Source organism: Peptoniphilus hominis (ex Hitch et al. 2025) (assembly GCF_040096015.1).
GTDB lineage: Bacteria > Bacillota > Clostridia > Tissierellales > Peptoniphilaceae > Peptoniphilus_A > Peptoniphilus_A hominis.
The window spans coordinates 1-21502 of the sequence record NZ_JBBMFO010000017.1; the positions used below are offsets into that span (position 1 = coordinate 1).

Annotated in this window: 20 protein-coding genes and 1 riboswitch; of the genes, 5 read left to right on the forward strand and 15 right to left on the reverse strand. The window is 34.7% G+C overall.

Annotated elements, in window-relative coordinates; genetic code table 11:
- Nucleotides 1-443: 443 nt before the first annotated feature.
- From lysS to WMO19_RS06080, 4 genes are all read right to left on the reverse strand, one after another.
- Complete coding sequence (lysS, locus tag WMO19_RS06065; protein WP_435891052.1) at nucleotides 444-2318, reverse strand: lysine--tRNA ligase; 1875 nt, start codon at nucleotides 2316-2318, stop codon at nucleotides 444-446.
- Between the two features lie 43 nt (nucleotides 2319-2361).
- Nucleotides 2362-2835, reverse strand: coding sequence for a transcription elongation factor GreA (gene greA / locus WMO19_RS06070; protein ID WP_019124099.1), 474 nt, complete (start codon nucleotides 2833-2835; stop codon nucleotides 2362-2364).
- 184 nt (nucleotides 2836-3019) lie between these two features.
- Entirely contained in the window at nucleotides 3020-3949 is a 930-nt protein-coding gene (dusB, locus tag WMO19_RS06075) for a tRNA dihydrouridine synthase DusB (protein ID WP_349170743.1), read from the reverse strand.
- Between the two features lie 10 nt (nucleotides 3950-3959).
- Nucleotides 3960-4742 carry a type III pantothenate kinase gene (locus tag WMO19_RS06080; RefSeq protein WP_349170745.1) on the reverse strand — a complete coding sequence of 261 codons (783 nt, stop codon included), beginning with the start codon at nucleotides 4740-4742 and terminating at the stop codon, nucleotides 3960-3962.
- Between the two features lie 174 nt (nucleotides 4743-4916).
- On the opposite strand from WMO19_RS06080, the gene WMO19_RS06085 reads away from it, so the two are divergent.
- Entirely contained in the window at nucleotides 4917-5456 is a 540-nt protein-coding gene (locus WMO19_RS06085; RefSeq protein WP_019124096.1) for a biotin transporter BioY, read from the forward strand.
- A 134-nt stretch (nucleotides 5457-5590) separates the two neighbouring features.
- Nucleotides 5591-8023, forward strand: coding sequence for a transglycosylase domain-containing protein (locus WMO19_RS06090; RefSeq protein WP_349170746.1), 2433 nt, complete (start codon nucleotides 5591-5593; stop codon nucleotides 8021-8023).
- Between the two features lie 186 nt (nucleotides 8024-8209).
- Here the strand turns inward: WMO19_RS06090 and ftsH are convergent, their stop codons facing one another.
- The 11 genes from ftsH to WMO19_RS06145 all read right to left on the reverse strand — a co-directional run bounded on the left by ftsH (nucleotide 8210) and on the right by WMO19_RS06145 (nucleotide 18122).
- Nucleotides 8210-10180, reverse strand: a complete 1971-nt coding sequence (gene ftsH, locus WMO19_RS06095) for an ATP-dependent zinc metalloprotease FtsH (protein WP_349170748.1) — start codon at nucleotides 10178-10180, stop codon at nucleotides 8210-8212.
- A 15-nt stretch (nucleotides 10181-10195) separates the two neighbouring features.
- Nucleotides 10196-10729 (reverse strand): hypoxanthine phosphoribosyltransferase, encoded by a 534-nt coding sequence (gene hpt, locus WMO19_RS06100; RefSeq protein WP_070610201.1) that lies wholly within the window; start codon nucleotides 10727-10729, stop codon nucleotides 10196-10198.
- Nucleotides 10716-12050, reverse strand: coding sequence for a tRNA lysidine(34) synthetase TilS (gene tilS, locus WMO19_RS06105; protein ID WP_349170750.1), 1335 nt, complete (start codon nucleotides 12048-12050; stop codon nucleotides 10716-10718). The genes hpt and tilS overlap by 14 nt, the downstream gene beginning before the upstream one ends.
- Before the next feature lie 44 nt (nucleotides 12051-12094).
- The gene (locus WMO19_RS06110; RefSeq protein WP_019124091.1) at nucleotides 12095-12472 is read right to left on the reverse strand and encodes a S1 RNA-binding domain-containing protein; all 378 of its coding nucleotides are present in this window, start codon (nucleotides 12470-12472) and stop codon (nucleotides 12095-12097) included.
- A gap of 9 nt (nucleotides 12473-12481) precedes the next feature.
- On the reverse strand, nucleotides 12482-12841 hold the full coding sequence (locus WMO19_RS06115) for an FtsB family cell division protein (RefSeq protein ID WP_349170752.1): 360 nt from the start codon (nucleotides 12839-12841) through the stop codon (nucleotides 12482-12484).
- Between the two features lie 30 nt (nucleotides 12842-12871).
- A complete protein-coding gene (locus WMO19_RS06120) occupies nucleotides 12872-13114 on the reverse strand; it encodes an RNA-binding S4 domain-containing protein (protein WP_297392626.1) in 243 nt (80 codons plus the stop codon).
- Nucleotides 13115-13210: 96 nt separating this feature from the next.
- Nucleotides 13211-13489, reverse strand: a complete 279-nt coding sequence (locus WMO19_RS06125; RefSeq protein WP_019124088.1) for an HU family DNA-binding protein — start codon at nucleotides 13487-13489, stop codon at nucleotides 13211-13213.
- A 133-nt stretch (nucleotides 13490-13622) separates the two neighbouring features.
- Nucleotides 13623-14540, reverse strand: coding sequence for an SAM-dependent methyltransferase (locus tag WMO19_RS06130; protein WP_349170754.1), 918 nt, complete (start codon nucleotides 14538-14540; stop codon nucleotides 13623-13625).
- Nucleotides 14541-14668: 128 nt separating this feature from the next.
- Complete coding sequence (locus WMO19_RS06135) at nucleotides 14669-15625, reverse strand: hypothetical protein (protein WP_349170756.1); 957 nt, start codon at nucleotides 15623-15625, stop codon at nucleotides 14669-14671.
- A 116-nt stretch (nucleotides 15626-15741) separates the two neighbouring features.
- Nucleotides 15742-16914: a methionine adenosyltransferase gene (metK, locus tag WMO19_RS06140; protein WP_316719739.1), complete on the reverse strand. Its 1173-nt coding sequence runs from the start codon at nucleotides 16912-16914 to the stop codon at nucleotides 15742-15744.
- A 120-nt stretch (nucleotides 16915-17034) separates the two neighbouring features.
- Nucleotides 17035-17127: riboswitch (SAM riboswitch) on the reverse strand.
- Nucleotides 17128-17168: 41 nt separating this feature from the next.
- Complete coding sequence (locus WMO19_RS06145; RefSeq protein WP_349170758.1) at nucleotides 17169-18122, reverse strand: AEC family transporter; 954 nt, start codon at nucleotides 18120-18122, stop codon at nucleotides 17169-17171.
- A gap of 86 nt (nucleotides 18123-18208) precedes the next feature.
- On the opposite strand from WMO19_RS06145, the gene WMO19_RS06150 reads away from it, so the two are divergent.
- The 3 genes from WMO19_RS06150 to WMO19_RS06160 all read left to right on the forward strand — a co-directional run bounded on the left by WMO19_RS06150 (nucleotide 18209) and on the right by WMO19_RS06160 (nucleotide 21454).
- A complete protein-coding gene (locus WMO19_RS06150) occupies nucleotides 18209-19117 on the forward strand; it encodes a hypothetical protein (protein ID WP_349170760.1) in 909 nt (302 codons plus the stop codon).
- Between the two features lie 32 nt (nucleotides 19118-19149).
- Nucleotides 19150-19359, forward strand: coding sequence for a DUF1858 domain-containing protein (locus WMO19_RS06155; RefSeq protein WP_019124082.1), 210 nt, complete (start codon nucleotides 19150-19152; stop codon nucleotides 19357-19359).
- A 76-nt stretch (nucleotides 19360-19435) separates the two neighbouring features.
- A complete protein-coding gene (locus WMO19_RS06160) occupies nucleotides 19436-21454 on the forward strand; it encodes a YcdB/YcdC domain-containing protein (RefSeq protein ID WP_349170762.1) in 2019 nt (672 codons plus the stop codon).
- The last annotated feature ends 48 nt before the right edge of the window (nucleotides 21455-21502 follow it).

Here is a 21502-nt window from a genome sequence, read left to right on the forward strand (position 1 = left end):
TCCTTGCCCATTTGTGCCATAACATTTGTTGTTAGTCCTGCCATAGCTATTACATCTGTTTTCTTTAATCCTTTTTTTGCTAACTGTATCCATAATGGTTTATAGTTAAGTGCCATAATATCCCTCTTTTACTTTATCCATTAATTTCTTCTCCTTAATCTATAAATTTCAATTAAAAAAGCGACTGAACTTATATATTCAATCGCTAAATGTATAATGTATTAAACTGTTTTAAGTGGGGCTTTTTATCCTTGTCACTTTTACCTACTAATTTTGAAATATAAAAAAACGATAGAGTTTTTAATTTCTATCGTCTGAGATTATCTAATATTTATTTTTCTTTAAATTGATTTTATTGTATAACTCAATAATTCTATTAATCCAATTATAAAAATTAAACTGGGATTCATACCAAACCCCAGTTTTTTAATTAGCGTGTTCTTTTAATATAATTTTGCCCCTGCTGGGATTTTGTCATCTACCATAAGAAGATTTAATAATTCTTCGCCATCATAATCACAAACTGCTGATAGGAGCATGCCGCAGGATTCTATTCCCATCATCTTTCTTGGTGGAAGATTTGTTATTGCAACAAGAGTTTTTCCAACTAATTCTTCTGCAGAGTAGAAGTTTTTAATTCCTGATAGGATTATTCTTTCTTCTTCTGTTCCGTCATCAAGAGTGAACTTGAGAAGTTTATTAGATTTTGGAACTTCTTCACAGTTTTTAACTTTTACTACCCTAAAATCAGATTTTGAGAAAGTGTCAAAGTCTACAAATTCTTCAAATAATGGCTCAACTTTTACCTTTGATAGGTCAAGTTTTACCGCTGATTTTTCATCTGCTACTTTATTTGCATTTATTTCTGCAACTTCTTTTCCTATTGGCTTCATGGTTGGGAATAAAAGTACATCTCTAATGGATGGTTGGTCTGTCAAAAGTACAATCATTCTGTCAACGCCAATTCCAAGTCCACCTGTTGGTGGAAGGCCTACTTCAATTGCATTGATGAAGTCTGAATCCATTGGATGAGCTTCGTCATCGCCTGCTTCTTTTTCAGCTACTTGTGCTTCAAATCTTTCTCTTTGGTCGATTGGGTCGTTAAGTTCAGAGAAGGCGTTGGCAAATTCCCAAGTGTTTATGAAGGCTTCAAATCTTTGTGTAAGTCTTGGGTCCTTTGGATTTCTCTTCGCAAGTGGAGAAACTTCTACTGGGTGACCAATTACAAAAGTTGGTTCAACTAGGTGTTCTTCGCAGAATTCTTCAAACATTTCTGAAAGAATTTTGCCCCAAGTGTCGTGATCTGAAATTTCTAGTCCCTTTTCTCTTGCAATTTCTCTAGCCTTTTCATCTGTGTCGATTTCGTTAAAGTCTACATCAGCGTATTTTTTAACTGCGTCGATCATGGTAATTCTCTTCCAAGGTGCCTTTAATGAAATTTCTGTGCCTTGGTAGTTTATTGTGTCAGTTCCAAGAACTTCAAGGGCTACATATTCGAATAAGTTTTCAGTTATTCTCATCATTTCTTCGTAGTCAACATAGGCTTGGTAAAGCTCAATATTTGTAAATTCAGGATTGTGTTTAGGGTCCATTCCTTCGTTTCTAAACATCTTGCCCATTTCATAAACTTTTTCAAAGCCACCTACGATTAATCTCTTTAAGAAAAGCTCGTTGGCAATTCTAAGTTGCATGTCAATGTCAAGAGTGTTGTGGTGAGTGTAGAAAGGTCTTGCATTTGCTCCACCTGCTACTGTGCCAAGGATTGGTGTTTCAACTTCCAAGAAGCCTTTATTGTCTAAAAATTCTCTGATTTTTTTGATAATTTGATTTCTCTTTATAAATACATCCTTTACTTCAGGATTTACAATTAAATCAACATATCTTTGTCTGTATCTTAGGTCTGGGTCCTTTAGACCGTGGAATTTTTCTGGAAGAATTTGAAGTGATTTTGAAAGTAGAGTGAGATCTGTTGCACGAACTGTGATTTCGCCTGCTTCTGTCTTAAATACAAGACCCTTTACTCCAACTATGTCTCCAATGTCAAGTCCCTTTACTTCTTCGTACTTGTCTTCAAGGACATCCTTTCTTGCAAAAACTTGAATAGTTCCCAAGGAATCTCTCACATCTAAGAAACAAATTTTGCCATGGCGTCTCTTGCTCATTACACGACCAGCTATGGAAACTTCTCTCTCTTCATCTTCTTTAAACTCTTCTTTGATGTCCTTTGAGCGAGCAGTTACATCGTAGGTTTCATTAACAAAGGGATCCTTGCCTTCGCTTTTTAATTCGTCAAGCTTTTGTCTCTTTAACAAAAGCATTTCATTTAGATTTGCATCTTCTGTTTTTTTCACAAATTGCCTCCTAAATAGTTATTCCGCAAATTTCGTATTTAATAATTCCGTCTGGAACTTCAACTTCCACTACATCGCCAACGCGATTGCCAATAAGTCTTGAGCCAACTGGTGATTCGTTAGAAATTTTTCCTTCTAGTGGATCTGCTTCTGCTGAACCAACAATTGTGTATTCGTCTTCTTCCATAGTTTCAAGTTCTCTTACCTTTACGTTGGAACCAATGTTAACTACATCTGTATTTAAATCTTTTTCGTCAATTATCTTTGCATTACGAACCATCATTTCAAGTTTTGCGATTCTCTCTTCAACTTGTGCTTGTTCGTTTTTAGCTTCATCGTATTCAGAGTTTTCAGAAAGGTCGCCATAACCTAGGGCAACTTTAATTCTCTCAGAAACTTCCTTTCTTCTAACTGTTTTTAAATACTCAATTTCATTTTCAATTTTTTCTAGACCTTCCGGTGTGAAAAATATATCTTTTTCCAAAATTCTCTCTCCTCAATATATAAAAAATAAGGCGTCAGCCGCCCTTTACAAAAACCTTTTAATCTAGGCTATTATAGTCGAAACTTCTCTTTATGTCAAGATTTTAAAGTTTTTCCATGATTTTTTCATAAAATTTCTCCAAAAAATAAAAACTCCGCACTTTTATGCAGAGTTAAAATTTATTTTAGTCTAAAGTTTCAATATAAGCTTTGATAAGTTTTATTATCTCATCCTTATCCTTTAGTGTGTTTAATTTATTTCTAACTTCCTTTGAGTCCTTCATGCCCTTAAAATAATTTGCGTAGACCTTTCGCATTTCAAGGATGCCAAGTTTTTCTCCCCTATAAGATATTTTTCTCTCAAGCTCATCTATCATTAAAAGAAGTTTTTCTCTGTCACTTGGCTTATAGTAGGAGCCAGTTTTTATGAGCTCTTCAATTTGATTAAAGATGTAGGGGTTCCCCACTGCTCCTCTTCCTATTGCTATGCCGTCAACCTTGGAATAATTTATTTTTTCTAGGGCATCTTCTGGACTAGCTATGTCACCATTTCCAATTACGGGAATTTTTACATTTTCCTTGACAGACTTAATAAAATCCCAATCAGCCTTTCCTGTGTAATATTCTTCTCTCGTTCTGCCGTGAACTGTTACAAAACTTGCCCCTGCTGCCTCAATATTTTTTATTGCCTTCATGGAGGAAATTCCACCAATTCCCTTTCTAACCTTAACAGAAACTGGCTTTTTTGAATTTTCTACAACAGCTTTTACTAGGTCATAGACAAGTGAGGGGTCCCTTAAAAGATGTGAGCCTGAATTATTTTTTACAATTTTTGGTGCAGGGCAGCCCATGTTTATGTCAACATAAGAAAAATTATAGTCATTTAAAATGCTGGCAGCTTCCCCCATAATTTTTGGGTCTGATCCAAAAATTTGCACAGAAACTTTTTTCTCCTTGGGAGAAATTTCTAAAAGGTCTAGGGTCTTTTTGTTTTCATAGACGAGAGCCATGGCTGAAACCATTTCCGTCACAGTTAAGTCTGCTCCCTTTTCTGTTGCCACTTCCCTAAAGGCTATGTCAGTGTAGCCTGCCATTGGTGCTAAAATTTTTAACACAAAATCACTCTCAATCTATTTTGCTATTTTTTTCAAATATAATTTTTAGCCCTTCAAGAGTTAAAAATTTGTTGATTATAAAATTATATTTTGAATCACTAGTTAACATAGTAGAGAAACCACCAGTGGAAATAATATTTGTATCTTCTTCCTTCCAATTTAGTTCCTTTAAAAGTTTATCTACAATTCCATCAATCATTGCAGCGTAGCCGTAATAGAGGCCTGATTGCATTGCTCCAACTGTGTTAGATTGAATAACTTTTTCTGGCGCAATAATTTCAATTTTTGGAAGTTTTGAAGTCATCATAAAAAGTGCTTCAGCAGAAATGCCAATACCTGGCATAATCAAACCGCCAAGGTAGTTTTTTTCCTCGTCAACTATACAAAAAGTCATAGCCGTTCCTATGTCAACTATAATGGATTTTTTTCCATAAATTTCAAGGGCGCCAACAGCATTTACAATTCTATCGGCACCAACTTCCTTGGGATTGTCGTACTTTAAATTAAGTCCCAAGTCTAAGTCTGCACTTACAATCATTGGGTTCTTATTAAAATATTTTCTAACCATAGAAGGAAGTGTGTGCATAAGGTTTGGCACAACGGATGAAATTATTACATTTTCAATATCTTGTGGATCAATATTGGCATGAGTTAGTGTGTTTATAAAAATAAGACCGTACTCATCTGATGTTCTAGTCTTCACAGTGGAAGTCCTAAAATCATTTACTAGCTCATCCCCCTTATAAACGCCCCAAGTTATGGAAGTATTTCCTACATCTATTACTAATAACATTTTTACACCTCATTTAACAAATTGTTTTCATTATATATTTTATAATCTTCACTTTCAACTAATTATTTACCCAATATTTATAATTAATCAATTTATTTTAAATGCGAAAAATTTTGCGTTAACCTTGTTGACAAAAGAGTAAACATTGTGTACTATATCTTTCGGAGGTTAATGATGAAAATTAAAACAAAAGACATAACAAAAATTGCACTTTTAGTTGCACTTATAGCTGTGGGAGCTTTTATCTCTATACCAATTGGACCTGTTCCCTTTTCTTTACAAAACTTTTTTGTATTTATGACAGGACTTTTACTTACACCTTTTTATGCAGGACTTACAGTTTTCATATATGTCCTACTTGGCTTAATAGGTCTGCCAATTTTTGCAGGCTTCACTGGAGGCTTTCAATCCTTTTTAAAACCAAGCTTTGGATTTTTAATTGCCTTTATAATAGGTGCAATTTTTATTTCTAAATTTGCTCATGGAGAAAAAAACTTTGGCAAAATTATGATCGTTCTAGTTTTAGCAGAAGTTATTTTCTACGCAATAGGTCTTCCCTATATGTACATCATTTTAAATAATGTAATGGGCACTTCCATGGGCGTGGCAAAAATCTTTTCCATTGGCATGATTCCTTTTATCATACCTGATATGGCAAAGGCAGTAGTTGCAGCTCTTATTGCGCCAAGAATTTTAAAAGCTATGAATAACTAGGCTTTTAAAGACTAAATAGTTTATAATTAATAGAATATTTTATGTTAAAGTCTCGCCCCTGGGCGGGATTTTTTCATATCTACTTATAGTTATATGATAAAAATTCTGTTATAATATCAAGATAGGAGGTTGTTATGAAAGATTCCAAAAACAATAAAGCTCGTGGAATAATAAAATTTTCAAGCCTAATAAAAATACTCATACTAATAGTTGTTGCTGCAATAATCATTTTAGGTTCAATGGTCACTGCTATTGTACTTGGTATTTTTAAAAAAGCTCCCCTAATAGAACCCACAGAATACAGAGCTCAGCTCTCTGAAACTTCTAGGATCTATACCAATGATGGAAAACTTATTGAGACTTTAGTCTCTGATGAGTTTAGTGAATTTGTTCCCTACGAGGATATACCAAAAAATTTATTAAATGCCATTGTGGCAATAGAAGACGAAAGATTTTTTGAACACAGTGGAGTTGACTATAGAAGAGTGGCAGGTGCTCTTGTCCATGACATAAAGACAAGGTCCTTTGACCAAGGTGCATCAACTATTACTATGCAGCTTGCCAAGAACTTGTACACATCTTTTTCAAAGAGCGTGGTTAGAAAAATCACAGACATCTACTATTCCTACCAAATAGAAGAAAAACTGTCAAAAGAGCAGATACTTGAGGCATACTTAAACTCTGCAGGCTTCTCTAAGGGTACAGTGGGTGTCCAAGCCGCTGCAAAAACTTTTTTCAACAAGGATGTATCTGAACTTGACCTTGCTGAGTGTGCACTCTTAGCAGGCGTTACAAACTTGCCAGAAAAGTACACTCCCTACAACACTCAAGAGATAAATGAAGATGATGACCTTGGCAATATTGAAATAGTTTTACTGCCAAAAAATGAAGGTTCAGAGCCAAACTCTGACAAAATTATTGAAATTTCAAAAAATTTAAATGAACTTGGACAAATAGATAATTTTGAACTTATACAAATAGAAAATAATTTAGTAGTGCCAGTAAAGGCTGTCTTCAACGAAACTTCTCAAGAGAGACAAAAATTAGTTTTAAAGAAAATGGCTGAGCAAGGTCTTATTACTAATGAAGAATATGAAAATGCCTTAAATGAAAAAATTAACATCGACATAGGCTCTCGTAAAGAAAGTGGAATTTCATCTTTCTACACAGATGTTGTGCAAAAAAATACTATTAAGATTTTGATGAACTCTGGCTACACAAAGGAAGAAGCCACAAATAAATTATTTAATGGCGGACTAAAAATTTACACACCAATGGACATTGACATGCAAAGGACCCTAGAACAAGTTGTATCAAATCCTAAATATTATTATGGCACTTTCACAGAAAAAAATGGAATAATACAACCACAAGTTGCCTCAGTTATTATCGACCAAAAAACTCACGAAGTTAAGGCTCTTGTTGGCGGTAGAAATGTAAGTGGTGGCAGACTTTTAAATAGGGCTTTAGTTCCAAGACAACCTGGATCTTCTATTAAGCCAATTTCAGTTTATTTAACTGCCTTTAACAATGGAGCCACTGCTGGTGATGTCTACCTTGACGCAAAGATGCCAGAAAAATTATTTGGTCACTCACCTAAAAATGCTGGCAGCTATTACCAAGGTTGGACTACAATAAGAAATCTTCTTCGTCAATCATCAAATGTTGGCGCTTATCAAGTTGCCAGAGATATTTCTGCTGACAAAGAAGCAAAGGCAAATAAAAATTCAACTTATTCAAAGGTCTACAATGACGAAGAGTCAATTAATAAGATGATTGACACCTTAAAATCTATTGGAGTCAGCACTATTGTAGAGAAAAAGGACAATCCAACGTGGAATGACATGGACTATGCTCCTCTTACTCTTGGCGGCATGAGCTATGGCATTAGTCCTTTCGAAATGGCTGGAGCCTTCACAACTCTTGCCAACGAGGGAAAATATGCTAACCCTTATGTAATTACAAAGATTGAAACTAACACTGGAGATGTCATCTATCAAGTTGACCCTAAGGAAAAAGAAATAACTTCTCCACAAAACGCTTATATCTTGACAGATATGTTAAAAGATGTCGTTAAAAGGGGAACTGGTCGCAACGCTTCTTTCCCAGGACAAGACATAGCCGGTAAAACTGGTACAACTACTGACAAGAAGGATGTTTGGTTTGTAGGTTACACTCCTTACTACACTTGCTCAGTTTGGATAGGCAACGACAAGCATCAAAAGCTTGCCTTTGGTTCAACTCAATCTGCCTACCTTTGGAAGCAAATTATGAAGGCTGTTCACGAAGACTTGGACAAAAAAGAATTTGAAGAACCAGATGGAATCTTCACTAAATATGTAAATGGAAGGCGTGAACTACTAGCTGACGGAACTAAGCCACACTATACTAATAAGTTAGGTTGGTATAGAGATTCCGATGATGAAGAAAAGAAGAAAGACAAAAACAAGAATAATAACAACAACAATGACAATGGCAATAGGAAGAAGTCCTCAGGTGAAAATGCTGGCAAGAAAAAATCTCATTCAAAAGCATCAATTTTAAATGAAGATACAAATGAAAATTAAGCTTAAGAAACTGGAGTAAAGCTCCAGTTTTTTATTGCCCTTTATTAATTTATTTATGATTTCCTAGGTGACTTACATAAAAAACTGCTAAAGATAGATCTCCAGCAGTTTTAATAAAATTTATAAATTGTCTTAGCTTAAGAATTTTTATCCAAGGAAAAAAGCCCCTAGGGGCTTTTAATGAATTTATTCAGAATCCTTTGCTTCTTCTCTGTCTTCACTGACTTCTTTATCTTTCTTTTCACTTTCCTTTTTGCTAATTATTTGTCGAGCTTCTTCAGAAAGATCAGTGACCTTTATGGAGTCGTCAATGTCTATAGACTCTTCTTCCAATTTTTCTCCATTAAAGATCTTTTCAAAGTCATTGGCATAAATTGTTTCCTTTTCCAAAAGTGCATCGGAAAGTGCCAAAAGCTTGTCTAGGTTATCGCTTAAAAGTTCCTTACACTTTGAGTAGCCTTCATTTATTATTCTTGCAACTTCTTCGTCGATTTCTGCAGCAGTTCTTTCAGAATAATCCTTTGACCTGCCAAGGTCACGACCGATAAAGACTTCATTTTCAGATGAATCATAATTTATGGTGCCAAGCCTGTCGCTCATTCCGTATTGAGTTACCATGGCACGGGCAATTTTTGTAGCCCTCTCAATGTCATTTGATGCGCCAGTGGATATGTCATCAAGGACAAGGGACTCTGCAACTCTTCCTCCAAGTAGAGATACAATGGAAGCTTCCATTTTTTTCTTTGTCATAAAGGAAACATCGTCTTCTGGAAGATAGGCAGTGAAGCCGCCAGCCATTCCCCTTGGAATAATTGTTATCATGTGGACTGGGTCTTCCTCTGGCAGAAGCCTTGACACAATTGCGTGTCCTGACTCGTGAACTGCAGTTAGCTTTCTTTCCTTTTCTGATACTACACGAGATTTTTTTGCAGGACCTGCTTGCACCTTAATTGATGCTTCGTCAACATCTTCCATTGAAATTTCGCTGTCATTTCTTCTTGCAGCAAGTAGGGCAGATTCGTTCATCAAGTTTTCAAGATCTGCTGGAGTAAAGCCAGGAGTTCTCTTGGCAATTACTTCAAGGTCAACATCTCTTGCAAGTTTTTTGCCCCTTGAGTGAATTTCAAGTATTGCCTTTCTGGCACGGACATCAGGCTTTCCAACATAGACAGTTCTGTCAAATCTTCCTGGTCTTAAAATGGCAGGGTCAAGTATGTCTGCCCTATTTGTTGCAGCCATTACTATTACGCCTTCGTTAGTGCCAAAGCCGTCCATTTCAACTAAAAGTTGGTTTAAGGTTTGCTCTCTTTCGTCATGTCCGCCGCCGAGGCCTGCCCCTCTTCTTCTTCCAACAGCGTCAATTTCATCTATAAAAATTATACATGGTGCATTTTTCTTTGCGTTTTCAAATAAATCTCTTACTCTTGAAGCACCAACACCCACAAACATTTCTACAAAGTCAGATCCACTCATGATGAAGAATGGAACGCCTGCTTCGCCAGCAACTGCCTTAGATAGATAAGTCTTACCAGTTCCTGGAGGTCCCACCAAGAGAACTCCCTTAGGTATTCTTGCCCCCATGTTAATAAACTTCTTAGGATTTTTTAAGAAGTCAACAATTTCTCCAAGTTCTTCCTTCTCTTCTTCAAGACCTGCAACATCTTTAAACTTTACAAGATTTTTTGAATCTTCCTTATTTATGAGTTTAGCCTTGCTCTTGCCAAAGGAATTCATCTTTCCTCCGCCACCGCCAGCTTGTTGCATCATCTTGTACCAGAAGAAAATCAGTACTCCCAACATCAATAGAGTTGGAATCCATTCAACAAGAAAAGAAGTTTGCTTAGTTGGTGTAGAAATTACATTTATCTCGCCAGCATCAGATTTTTCCTTTAAATAATCCTTATAAAAAGTATCTGATGCCTCCTTAGGTATTACAGTCCTAAAGGATTCATCGCTTTTTAATTTAACGCTGGCAATGGAGTCCATTCCATTTTGTAGGGTTACACTCTTTACATTACCCTTGTCCAGTTCTGTGACAAATTCAGTAAAACTTTTTTCATCCACTGTGTTTACAGGTGGGCTGAAAAATTTTATTGTAAGCACCAATACTAAAATTAGTACAATATAAAAACCTGCTCCTCCAATTTTTTTATTCAACTATATCACCCCTTCTTATTTTGAATATACAGACTCATCTAGTATTCCAATATAAGGAAGAGCCCTGTATTTTTCGTCATAATCCATTCCATATCCTATTACAAAATAATCTTCAATTTCATATCCATTGTATTTAACAGGTAAGTCAATTTTTCTTCTACTTGGCTTTGAAAGCATAGTGACAATTTCAATGGAATTTGCACCTCTTGACTTTAACACCTTTGTTAAGTAAGAAAGTGTGATGCCAGTGTCAATTATGTCTTCCACAATTAGAATATCCTTGCCAACAATTGAAGTAGATATGTCCTTTAAAATTCTAACTTCACCCATGGATCTTGTGCCTTGATAGCTGGACACATCCATAAAATCATATTCAAGGTCTAGGTCTATTTTTCTCATAATATCTGCCATAAATGGAACAGCGCCCTTTAGTATGCCAAGTAAAAATAAATCCTTGTCCCTGTAATCTTCAGTTATTTTTTCTCCAAGTTCCTTAACCTTATTTTGAATTTCTTCTTCAGTAATAAGAACTTCTTTAATATCTGACATTTTTAACCTCCAAAACGAGTTTATTTAAAGTATTTTTATCTATCTTGACATCTTCAGAAATATCCATGCCAAGAACGTAGATAATCTTTTCATCATCGCAAATAAGACCTACTTCATCCCTCTTTAACCTGTCAACTTTTCTGTCTATAAAATAGTCCTTTAACTTTTTATTATTATTCATGCCAAGAGGCTTAAACCTGTCGCCCCTTTGTCTACTTCTAATAAAAAGGCTTCCCTTAATTTTATCACAGTCTATAGTTTTTATAAAGGAGTCTCCCTTAGAAATTGCCCCATCTTTTGAAATAAAAATTTCACCAAAGTCTGTGTAATTATTACCCAATTTTAAGCTTGCTTCTCTCTTAACTGATTCACTTTTTTCCTCTTCAACAAAAACTTTGTCGTAGGATTTTCTGGCAGAGATCTTGCTGCCAAGATTGATGACTCTTCCGCTTTCCCCCAAGATCAAGTCGTAGATACCTAAAATATTGTTCCTACTTAAAATATTTTCACTGTAGAAGTTTTTTGCCAAGTATGATTTAATAATTTCGCAAGCTAGGAATTTGTTAAGCCCTTTCATTTCTTCTACAATAAAATAATAATCCTTGATGCACTTACTATAATTTTCTTCTACAAGTTCTTCTATAAAATCAGAGGCGTCAGAGGCATTTTCTGAAAGTCTGAGAAGGGCGTCAATAATATTTGGATTGAGTTCACTTAATTTTGGAATTAGGCTAAGCCTAATTTTATTTCTCGTGTAAATTTCTTCAAAGTTTGTCTCGTCCTCAACATAGGGCAAATTATTTTTATGTAAATAGCCCTCTATGTCACACCTTTTTATGTCAATGAGAGGCCTGTAAATGTCCTCATTGACTTCAGTCATTCCAGCTAGACCCCTAATACCTGTTCCCCTAATAATGTTAAATAGAAGAGTTTCTGCGCGGTCATTGGCATTGTGGGCAGTTAAAATTTTTCTTCCAAAAGAATTTTCCCTAAAAAATTCATACCTTAAAATTCTTCCAGCTTCTTCTGATGAAAGTTTATAAATTCTTGCAAATTCATCCATATTCACAGTCTTTGTAAGGCATTTTACCCCATAGTCCCTGCAAATATTTTTTACAAAGTCCTCATCTCTTTTGGCAGTTTCGCGAATGCCATGATTTAAATGACAGACTATTATGTCTAAATCAAAGTCATCTCTTAAATCCATAAAATTGTAAAAAAGATACATGGAATCGGCTCCACCAGAGACTGCAAGACAGAGCTTGTCGCCTTTTTTTATAATATTTAATTTTTTTAAATTTTCAAAAAATAACCTGTCCATAATAAAAAAAGTGGTAGAACTATCAAAAGATAGTCAACCACTTGCTAATTTCTAGAATTCCTCTTCTTTGTCTTTTGATTATATCTAGCTCTCGCTTCATCAAGTTTAGTATTGCTTTCCTTTAAGAATTTGCTCAAAATATCTTCAAATCTTTCATCAACTTTTTCATCCTTAGGCTCTTCTTTTTTTTCAAGGGCATCCTTAATTGATAGGGCAATTTTTCCCTTTTCGTCAATGCTAAGAACCTTGACCTTGACTTCGTCGCCCTCTTTGATGTGATCCTCAATATTTTTAACAAAAGTATCTGCAATCTCTGAAATATGTACTAAACCACTTTTGCCTTCCTTTAAATCAACAAAGGCTCCAAATTTAGTTACCTTGCTAACTACACCTTCTACAATATCGCCTGGCGATAAATCCATAACTTCCTCCTATTTATTTAAATCTTTATTTTTATTATTAGAAATTTTTTCTTCACTGGCAAATTTATCTTTATTTGAAACTTTTTCCTTGTCTTTATCTACATAGATAACCTCTCTAGGTTTAACCATGCCCAATTCTTCCCTGGCAACTTTTTCTACAAAATCTGCAGAAGAAGAATTTTCAAGTTCTGAATTTAAATTATCTATTTCAATTTTTAAATTAGAAATTTCTTTTTTGTTCCCAGAAATAATTTCTAGCTTTTGGTTTCTTATGGAAATTGATTTGCCAATTTTCACAGAACCATATACAACAGAAAATAAAATTATAAGGGCAAGAGCCACTGGGAATTTTTTTCTTTTAACCTTCATAAATTCTCTCCAATTTAAATCCAATTACCTTCAGTCAATTCTATCGTAAAGAGTTTCTGCATCCTTCTTGCTGTTCACATCAGAAATATCCTTAACCTTGACTTTTATTTCTCTTTCGCCAAGTTTTAAAGTAAGAATGTCGTCTACATTGACATCATCTGCTGGCTTGGCAACTTTGTCATTTATTTTGACAAGTCCCTTTTCGCAAGCTTCCTTTGCGATGGTCCTTCTCTTAATCAGTCTTGAGTTTTTTAAAAATTTATCTAATCTCATAATTCACTCCACTATGAATATATCAAAAAAACTAGAAAAATTCAATACTTATAAGAAATTTGAGTATAAAAAAAGAAGGCCTCGCCTTCTCTTTTATTACTTATTAACAGCTTCTTTAAGAGCTTTACCTGATCTGAAAACTGGTGCTTTAGATGCAGGAATTTTAATAACTTCTTCTGGATTTCTAGGGTTTCTTCCTTCTCTAGCTTTTCTTTGTCTAACTTCGAAAGTTCCAAATCCAACTAATTGTACTTTTTCTCCCTTAGCAAGAGCTTCTTGAACTGAAGAAATAAATCCGTTTAAAGCTTGTTCAGCGTCCTTTTTAGTAAGACCTGATTTTTCAGCAATGTTTGCTACTAATTCTGATTTGTTCATTTTATATCCTCCTTGAAGATTTTTTATAATCTTTTCTTAGAATTGCAATGTTTCAGAAAACATTAGGCACTCATTGGGCGCGCAAACCTAAGACTGTTACAATTATAACTCATGTTGCGTTTATTTTCTACATTTATTTTAAAAAAATCGCTATTTTATCCAATTTTTTATATATTTCTTCATAAATTTGTCGTAAATCTATTAGACCATCCCTGTCCTTTAATAAAATTAAGAAAAATAAGAGGGATAAAAGATCTTTTTCCTCTTCATAGTCCATGGAAATCGACTTAGATTTTTCTAAAATTTCTTTTTTTATACTTTCAAAATTTTCATCATCTAAATAAATATCTTTTTCACTAATAATAGAAGAAATTTTATTTAAAATCATATTAAAATTTTTGCCACAACTTCTTGGAATGTAGACACAGGACTGATGGTTGTAGTCATCAAGTCTTGGAAGCTCATAAATTTTTACCTCTCTAAGGATCTCCTCTGGGAGGCCTGCATTGGTAATAACATAGGCTAAATCCTCTTCATCATAAACTTCTTGCAGCAAGAGAGATAAATCTGATGCAATTCTCTTGTTGTAAACTTGAGTGATTAGGGTGTCCCTTCTTGTATCAAAGTCAAACTTATCTGCATCTGAATCTAAAAACAAAAGTCCATCTACTGCATCCCTTCCCACTGCTGCCAGAACTGGCTCAATAAAAGAAATGCCATTAACTATATTTATTTCAACTTCTCTTTCTATTAGGAACTTCACAGTTTTTTCTGCAACAAGAGGAGTACCGGGCACAAAATAATTTATGTCTTCATTCTTAGATTTTTCAATTAAAATTTCTACGATTTTATTGTAAACTTCGTCAAAGCTTTCCATTTCATCGTAGAGATAGTCAAAGGACTCATAATTTATCTTATTTTCTTCAAAAAAAGAAAGAGAGTCATGCCTTTCTGTCCTCAAAAAATTTTTATTTCCATTTTTCATAATTTTTACTGCCTCAAGAGTGAGATCTTTGGCAGAAGTAGACCCAAGTCCAACAACATTTATCATTTTTATCACCTCTTACATTATATCAGCTGTGCTTAAAAAAATCTTTTTTTACCTACACTTTTAGTCAAAAAAAGAGAGGTTGCCCCCTCTTTAAATCTTTTATAAAATTTTCTTCGATAAACTAAAAATTAATCAAAGCCAAATTTTTTTCTCATTATTTCAAGCTCTTCGTCAGTTAAGTCGCTTTCGTCTACAACTTTTTCTTGTTCTTCTTCAGCCATTTGTTTTTTTCTTTCTTCAACAATTTTGTCGTGTTCAGCAATTACGCTGGCAACAACATCTTGTGGAATGTCAATTGATTTCTTTTCTACTTCGGAAAGTTCAACTTCTCCACCTACACAAAGCTTTTTGCCATTTTCAAATTCGTAGACAAAAACTTCAAGTTCACCTGCTGGGTTCTTAATGGAAATTTTATAATCTTCATCAAGACCATCTATGTCATCTTCAAGATAATTTACTACTGCAACTGTGCCTGAACCGCAAGAAGATTCTCTAAATAAGGTGTCTGAACCTTCTACATAGACAAAGGGTACAAGTTCTAGCTTTTCCTTGTCAAGGAAGATCACTCCATAGGCCTCGTCCTTGTAATCCTTTTTAAGAACTTCAAGGGCATCTTGGACAAATTTTTCGTCTTCCTGGTCTTCAACAATTAGATGACTTATTCCAGGTAGTTGAATGAGTTTGTAGTCCCCACCCTTAACTTTTACAGTCTTCTTTGCAAGTGGTGCATCCATTGCAACATAAGCCTTTTGGTTTTTCACATCAGCTATTACATCAGTTGTTCCTTCATGACCACTTACATAGACTTCAATGTCAACAAGTCCATCAGTGTCATAGAAGCCTGCAGAATAAAGTCCATAGGCCCTAGTTGCATTGGCACAAAATTCTCCACCCATCATGTCCATTCTAAGTGGTGCGCCTTCATAGGCTGGTGAAATAAATCCAACTTGTTCAACATCCTTATCTATTTGTTCAATTATACACTTTGTATAAGCTTTTCTATAGCCTGGATAAACTGGTGCTACTACAAAGCCAGTAATATTACCACAAGGGTTAGCCCTAAAATATTTAAAACTTTTCTTCATAATCATCCTCTTCTCGAATCTAAACTTTAACTTACCTTTTTATTATAACATACTAAGTTAGTGTTTTTTACTCAACAAGCTTTTTGTACCCGATTTTTTAAATTTAACTCACTTATTTATTTTAAATATTTTTTTAGGTCTTCTACCCTGTCTGTCTTTTCCCATGGAAGATCTAAGTCATCTCTTCCAAAGTGACCATAGGCTGCAGTTTGTCTGTAAATTGGTCTTAGAAGGTCAAGGTCGCGAATAATTGCAGCTGGTCTCATGTCAAAGTTTTCCATAATAATTTTTTCGATTTCTTCGTCAGATAATTTGCCAGTGCCAAAAGTTTCTACATAGACTGAAGTTGGTCTGGCAATACCAATTGCATAGGCAAGTCCAATTTCAACCTTGTCTGCAAGTCCTGCTGCCACAAGATTTTTTGCAATGTATCTTGCGTAGTAGGCTCCAGATCTATCTACCTTAGTTGGATCTTTACCTGAGAAAGCTCCTCCTCCATGTCTTCCAAAGCCACCGTAAGTGTCTACGATTATTTTTCTGCCAGTAAGTCCAGCATCTGCCATTGGTCCACCAATTACAAATCTGCCTGTTGGGTTGATGAAAAATTCTGTGTCCTTGTCAATTAAGCCTTCAGGCACAACTTTTTCTACAACTTCTCTTATTATATCTTCTCTAATTTGTTCCATTGGAACTTCTGGTGCGTGTTGTGAAGATACTACAACATTTTTAAGTCTTAGAGGCTTGTCGTCTTCGTATTCAACAGTTACTTGAGTCTTGCCATCTGGTCTCAAATAGTCCAGTGTGCCATTTTTTCTCACTTCAGTAAGTCTTAGTGCAAGCTTGTGGGCAAGAGAAATTGGAAGAGGCATTAACTCTTCAGTTTCATTGCAAGCAAAGCCAAACATTATTCCTTGGTCTCCTGCTCCAAAGGCGTCAAGTTCATCTACTCCAGCTTCCTTAAATCTGTCAACGCCCATGGCAATGTCAGAAGATTGTTCTTTAATGGCAGATAAAACTGCACAAGTTCTTCCGTCAAAACCATACTTAGCTCTGTTGTATCCAATATCTTCTAGGACTTCTCTTGCTGTCTTTTCAAAGTCAACATAAGTGTCTGTTGAAATTTCTCCAGTTATAACTATCATTCCAGTGGATGCCATAGTTTCGCATGCCACTCTCGCCTTTTTATCTTCTGCTAAAATTTTATCTAATATAGCATCAGATATTTGGTCACAAACTTTGTCAGGATGTCCTTCAGTAACGGACTCTGAACTAAATTGCCATTTTTTCATTTTTAATTCCTCCATTTTAAATACCTTTGATTTAATGTATGAATTAATTTTTTGTCTTTATATTTATTTTGAAATACTAATCCATAAAAAAATCCTCACGCAAAAAGTGAGGACCATTAAACCTCATCTTTCAGATAAAAATCTGTGGGATTTAGCACCAACTAGGTTGCCGGGTTTCAAAGTGCCCATTCACTCCACCACTCTCAATAAGGTATTATTTTTAGTTGTAGCTTGATTATAACATCAATATTTACTTAGTGCAATAGATTAAAATAATTCATTAAAGAAATTCCTACAGGATAGGTAATAATACTCATGATAAAACTTAAAGTTATTACCTTTGAGGCAAATTCATAGTCAGATTTCATTTGTTTTGTGAAAATAAAACAGTTTGCTGCACAAGGTGTCGCCCAAAAGACATAGGCTATGCCCAGTTCCATATTTGTAAAGCCAAGCTTAACTCCAATTGGTATAAGCAGTGCCGGAGCTATAACTGTCTTAATAAAGGCAGAGATAAACATGAGCTTGAAGTCGGACTTTGAAGATTCAAAATTTAAACTTGCTCCAATTAAGATGAGAGACATGGGCGTAGAAATTTTTGCCACCATCTCTATTGCCTTGTCCACTCCTTGATAGACAGGAAGCTGCAAGAAATTAAATATTGCCCCAACAACAACGCCGGCTATCATTGGATTTTTTAAAATTTTTATAAAAATATCAATAAAGGAAATGCTCTTGTCCTCTGCTTCGCTGTAATAAGTTAAGAGGATTATTGCAGAAATGTTGTAAAGAGTGAGGCCAAAGGCAATTATGACTATCATGTGCTCCATGGAAGGCGCACCATTATAAATTATGTCTAAAATTGGAAAGCCAACATAGACAAAGTTTGAGCGATAGGCGCAGTGGACAAAGGCTGATAGTTTTTTCTTGTCCTTAATCCTCAAAGCCTTGGCAATAATTATTGAAATAAAAATTACAAAAATTACTCCCAAGAGTATATATGCCACATATTTTGGATGGAGGGAGACAATCCTTGCATTTTTTATGTCGTAAAATAATTTAAAGGGCAAGGCTAGGTAAAAGACTATCCATGTACCCTTGTCCACAAAGTTGTTATCTATGTATCCCCTTCTTTTTGCGAAGTAGCCCAGGAGCAATACAAAAAAAACAGGTGATACTATATTAAATCCCATTAATAAGTTTTCCATTTCATCACCACTATAAATTATAGGTTAAATATTTTCTCTTGTCGAGAGCCATCTTTTAAAATACAATAGACTTGGGAGGTAATAATATGAAAAAATTTCTAGGCCTTGTAGCTTCATCACTTATTTTATTTTCAAGCATAAATGTCTTTGCTGGCGCAAAAGTTTCAAGCCAAAGCATTGTGCTTGACGGCAAAGACACTGGCGTTAAGGGCTACAATATTGAGGACAACAATTATTTTAAACTAAGAGATGTTGCTGCACTTCTTGATGGAAAAGATGCTGAGTTTAGCGTAAGCTACGACCAAGAGAGGTCAAGTGTCATCATAAACAGCAAGTCCGACTACACAAAAACTGATTCTGATTTAAGTCCCCTAAAGGATAGTGACAGCGAAGTAAAAAAATCCTTTCACAATATTATTGTAAATGGAGTGAGACATTCTCTTAATGTCTACACTATTGACGGCTACAATTATTTTAAGCTTAGAGAGTTGGGACAAACTATTGGCTTTGTAGTTGACTATGCCCAAAAAAACAACAAGGTTACAATTGACTCAAGAGCAATTGAACCCAAGGCCATTTTAAACAATCAAGTTGAAATAAAAATACTTGATTATAGAGCAAGCTATGAAGATAAAAGTCTGGACATCTTAAAGGATCCAATCTTAGATATTGATAAATTTTTAGGAAATATCAATAATAGTATTCTAGCTACCAAGGATGAAGGACAAGTTAACGGCGAGGCGAAATACATTAAATCAGAAAACATTGTTGAAGTTCTTCCAACTTCTACTAAGTACAATGGCAAATTCACTTACAAGCCTTATATTCAAGTAAGTCAAGGCGAAAAATCTGAAATTTTCCCTTATGAAGGCAAATTTGAAGTTGCAAAAACTTTGGCTGCCAAGGGCTTTGATTCTACAAGTGAATTTGAAATCTCTCTTGGTGGAAAGACTGAAGATCATTTTATTAAATACTCATCTTTTAAATATAAATAAGATTGGGTATAATCTAATAGGAGGTGTTTACATTGGAAATTAAAAAAGAAATGTTAATTGGAGAAATTCTTTCAAAAAAACCAGAATCAATTGGCACTTTAATGAGCTTCGGCATGGGCTGCATCATGTGTCCATCTTCTCAAATGGAATCTCTTGAAGAAGCTGCCATGGTTCATGGTATAGATCCTAATATGCTTGTAGCTGCACTTAATAAAGATAGCAAAGAAGAAGCAGAAGCTTAATTTAAGCTATAAAGGAGAGGCAGAGGCCTCTTCTTTTTTTACATAATAACTTTAAGACTTTAATAAGGAGAAAAATATGAATAAGAAATTAATTTTAGCAAGCACTTTACTTTTACTTACAAGCACAAGTTATGCCAGTGTAAATAGAGACCTTGCAGTAAATGAGGGCTCCAAATATATTGAAACAGATGAGGCAGTGACCCTTGAAGTGACAGAGGCTGAAAAGAAAAAAGTTGAAGAAATAAAAAAGATTTTTAGCATCACTGGAAATTATGAAAGCTTTACTATTTCAAGTGACCCAATGAATAGTGATAGTGGAAGTGACTACTTAAATAAGCTCATAAAAAATAAGTCCATCACAACTTACAGGTGGTCTGACGAAAAGCTAGGCGAGGTCAGCGTCTCCTACACTAGCGATGGAGAATTTATTTCCTATAATAAGTGGACAAGATCTGAGGAGCAAAATAATAAGGAAAAATATTCAAAGGATGACGCTCTAAAGGCTGCAGAAAATATTTTAAAGAAGGCAATAAAGGATTTTGACAAGAAATATATTTTATCCGATTATAGTCTCCGTCCTGGCAGTGATTATATAGAGCTAACTTATCAAAGACTTTTAGCTGGACTTCCTCTTGCTGATAATTATTTGAATGTAAGCTTTTCATCTGAGACAGGCGAAATAAGTGACATAATTCTCATGGGAGATAAATCCTATGCCATAACATTTTTAAGGGACAAGGACTTTAAGGGGGAGGCAAAAATTAGTCCTGAAGATGCAGAAAAAATATTTTTAGAACAATCGCCCCTCACTCTCTCCTACAAGGTGACTAGGAATGGCAAGTCTGTAGAAAAAGTTTTTTCAAGTGATGTAGTGGATATTGATGCCCTTACGGGTAAGGTTTTTAAAAATAATTTAAGAGATCCCTACACGCCTTATACTAAAGAAGAGGCAAAGGATTCAGGTGCCTTAAGTGAAGTTGAAGTGAAAAAAATTGACGGCCTTAAGGATTTAAAGAAAAAGTCAGAGGCAAAAAGTAAGGCTCTTGAAATTGTAGGCAAGTCTTATACAGTTGAAAGTATTTCCCTAACTTCCGACAAGGATAATTATTATTACAGAATAAATCTTGAAAATGAAAAAAATCCTGGCAGCCTTGTATTAAATGCCAAGACTTTAAAATTAGTGGGCTTAGATATTTGGAATGACAAAAGAGATGTCAAGACTAAGGTCACTGATGAAGAAGCTAAAAAAATTGCCCTTGACTTCCTAGAAAAATATGGCGACAAGACTGAACTTAATTTAGGAAAAATTGATGTAAAGAAATTTGACTACCTTACTATCCTTAACATACCAAGGTATGTTAACTCTCTTCCTGTATTAGGTGAAGCCTTAATTATTGCTGTTGACGACGAGAAAAATGTTGTAACTTATGAAAAAGATTTTTCAACAGCAGATTTTAAGAAGGCAAAAGATATAGCTCTTACAAAGGATGAGGCAAATAAAATTTATCTAAATTCTAAAAACTTTGGCCTAAAGTATGAAATGACTGAAAAGGGTCCTAAGCTTCTCTATGGAAAAATAAAAAATATTGTGCCTCTAGTTGGCGAAGATAAAATTTTGCGAGACAAATTTGGAAATATAGTTAACTTTAAGGAACAAATATCCTATGAAGACTTTGATAAGGCAAGGGATAAGGATGCAATAAATTCTTTAAAGGACATGGAAATTGGAACTATTGGCAAAAAATTAGCTGACAAAATAACTTACAAGGAATTTTTAAGTCTCCTTAATGGAAGATACCAAGGTGACTATTACGACTTTGATCGCTATGATTTAGATGGGGATAAAGTAAAAGACAAGAAAATTTCTGAAAAAGATGCCATAAAAATTTTAGTAATATACAAGAGCTTTGAGGACTTCACAAAGGCCAAGGGAATTTTTAAGGAGGACATCTTTAAAAATCAAAAATCCCTAGGCGACTATGAAAATTATTATATTATTGCCAAGGGCTTTGGCTACATTGATAAGGAAATAAATCCAGATAAAGAACCAAGTCTTGAGGAAATTTTATACCTTATCTATAACTCAATAAAGTAATTGTAATTCTTTTGTAATTGCAAGTTTACTCCCACTGATGTATATTAT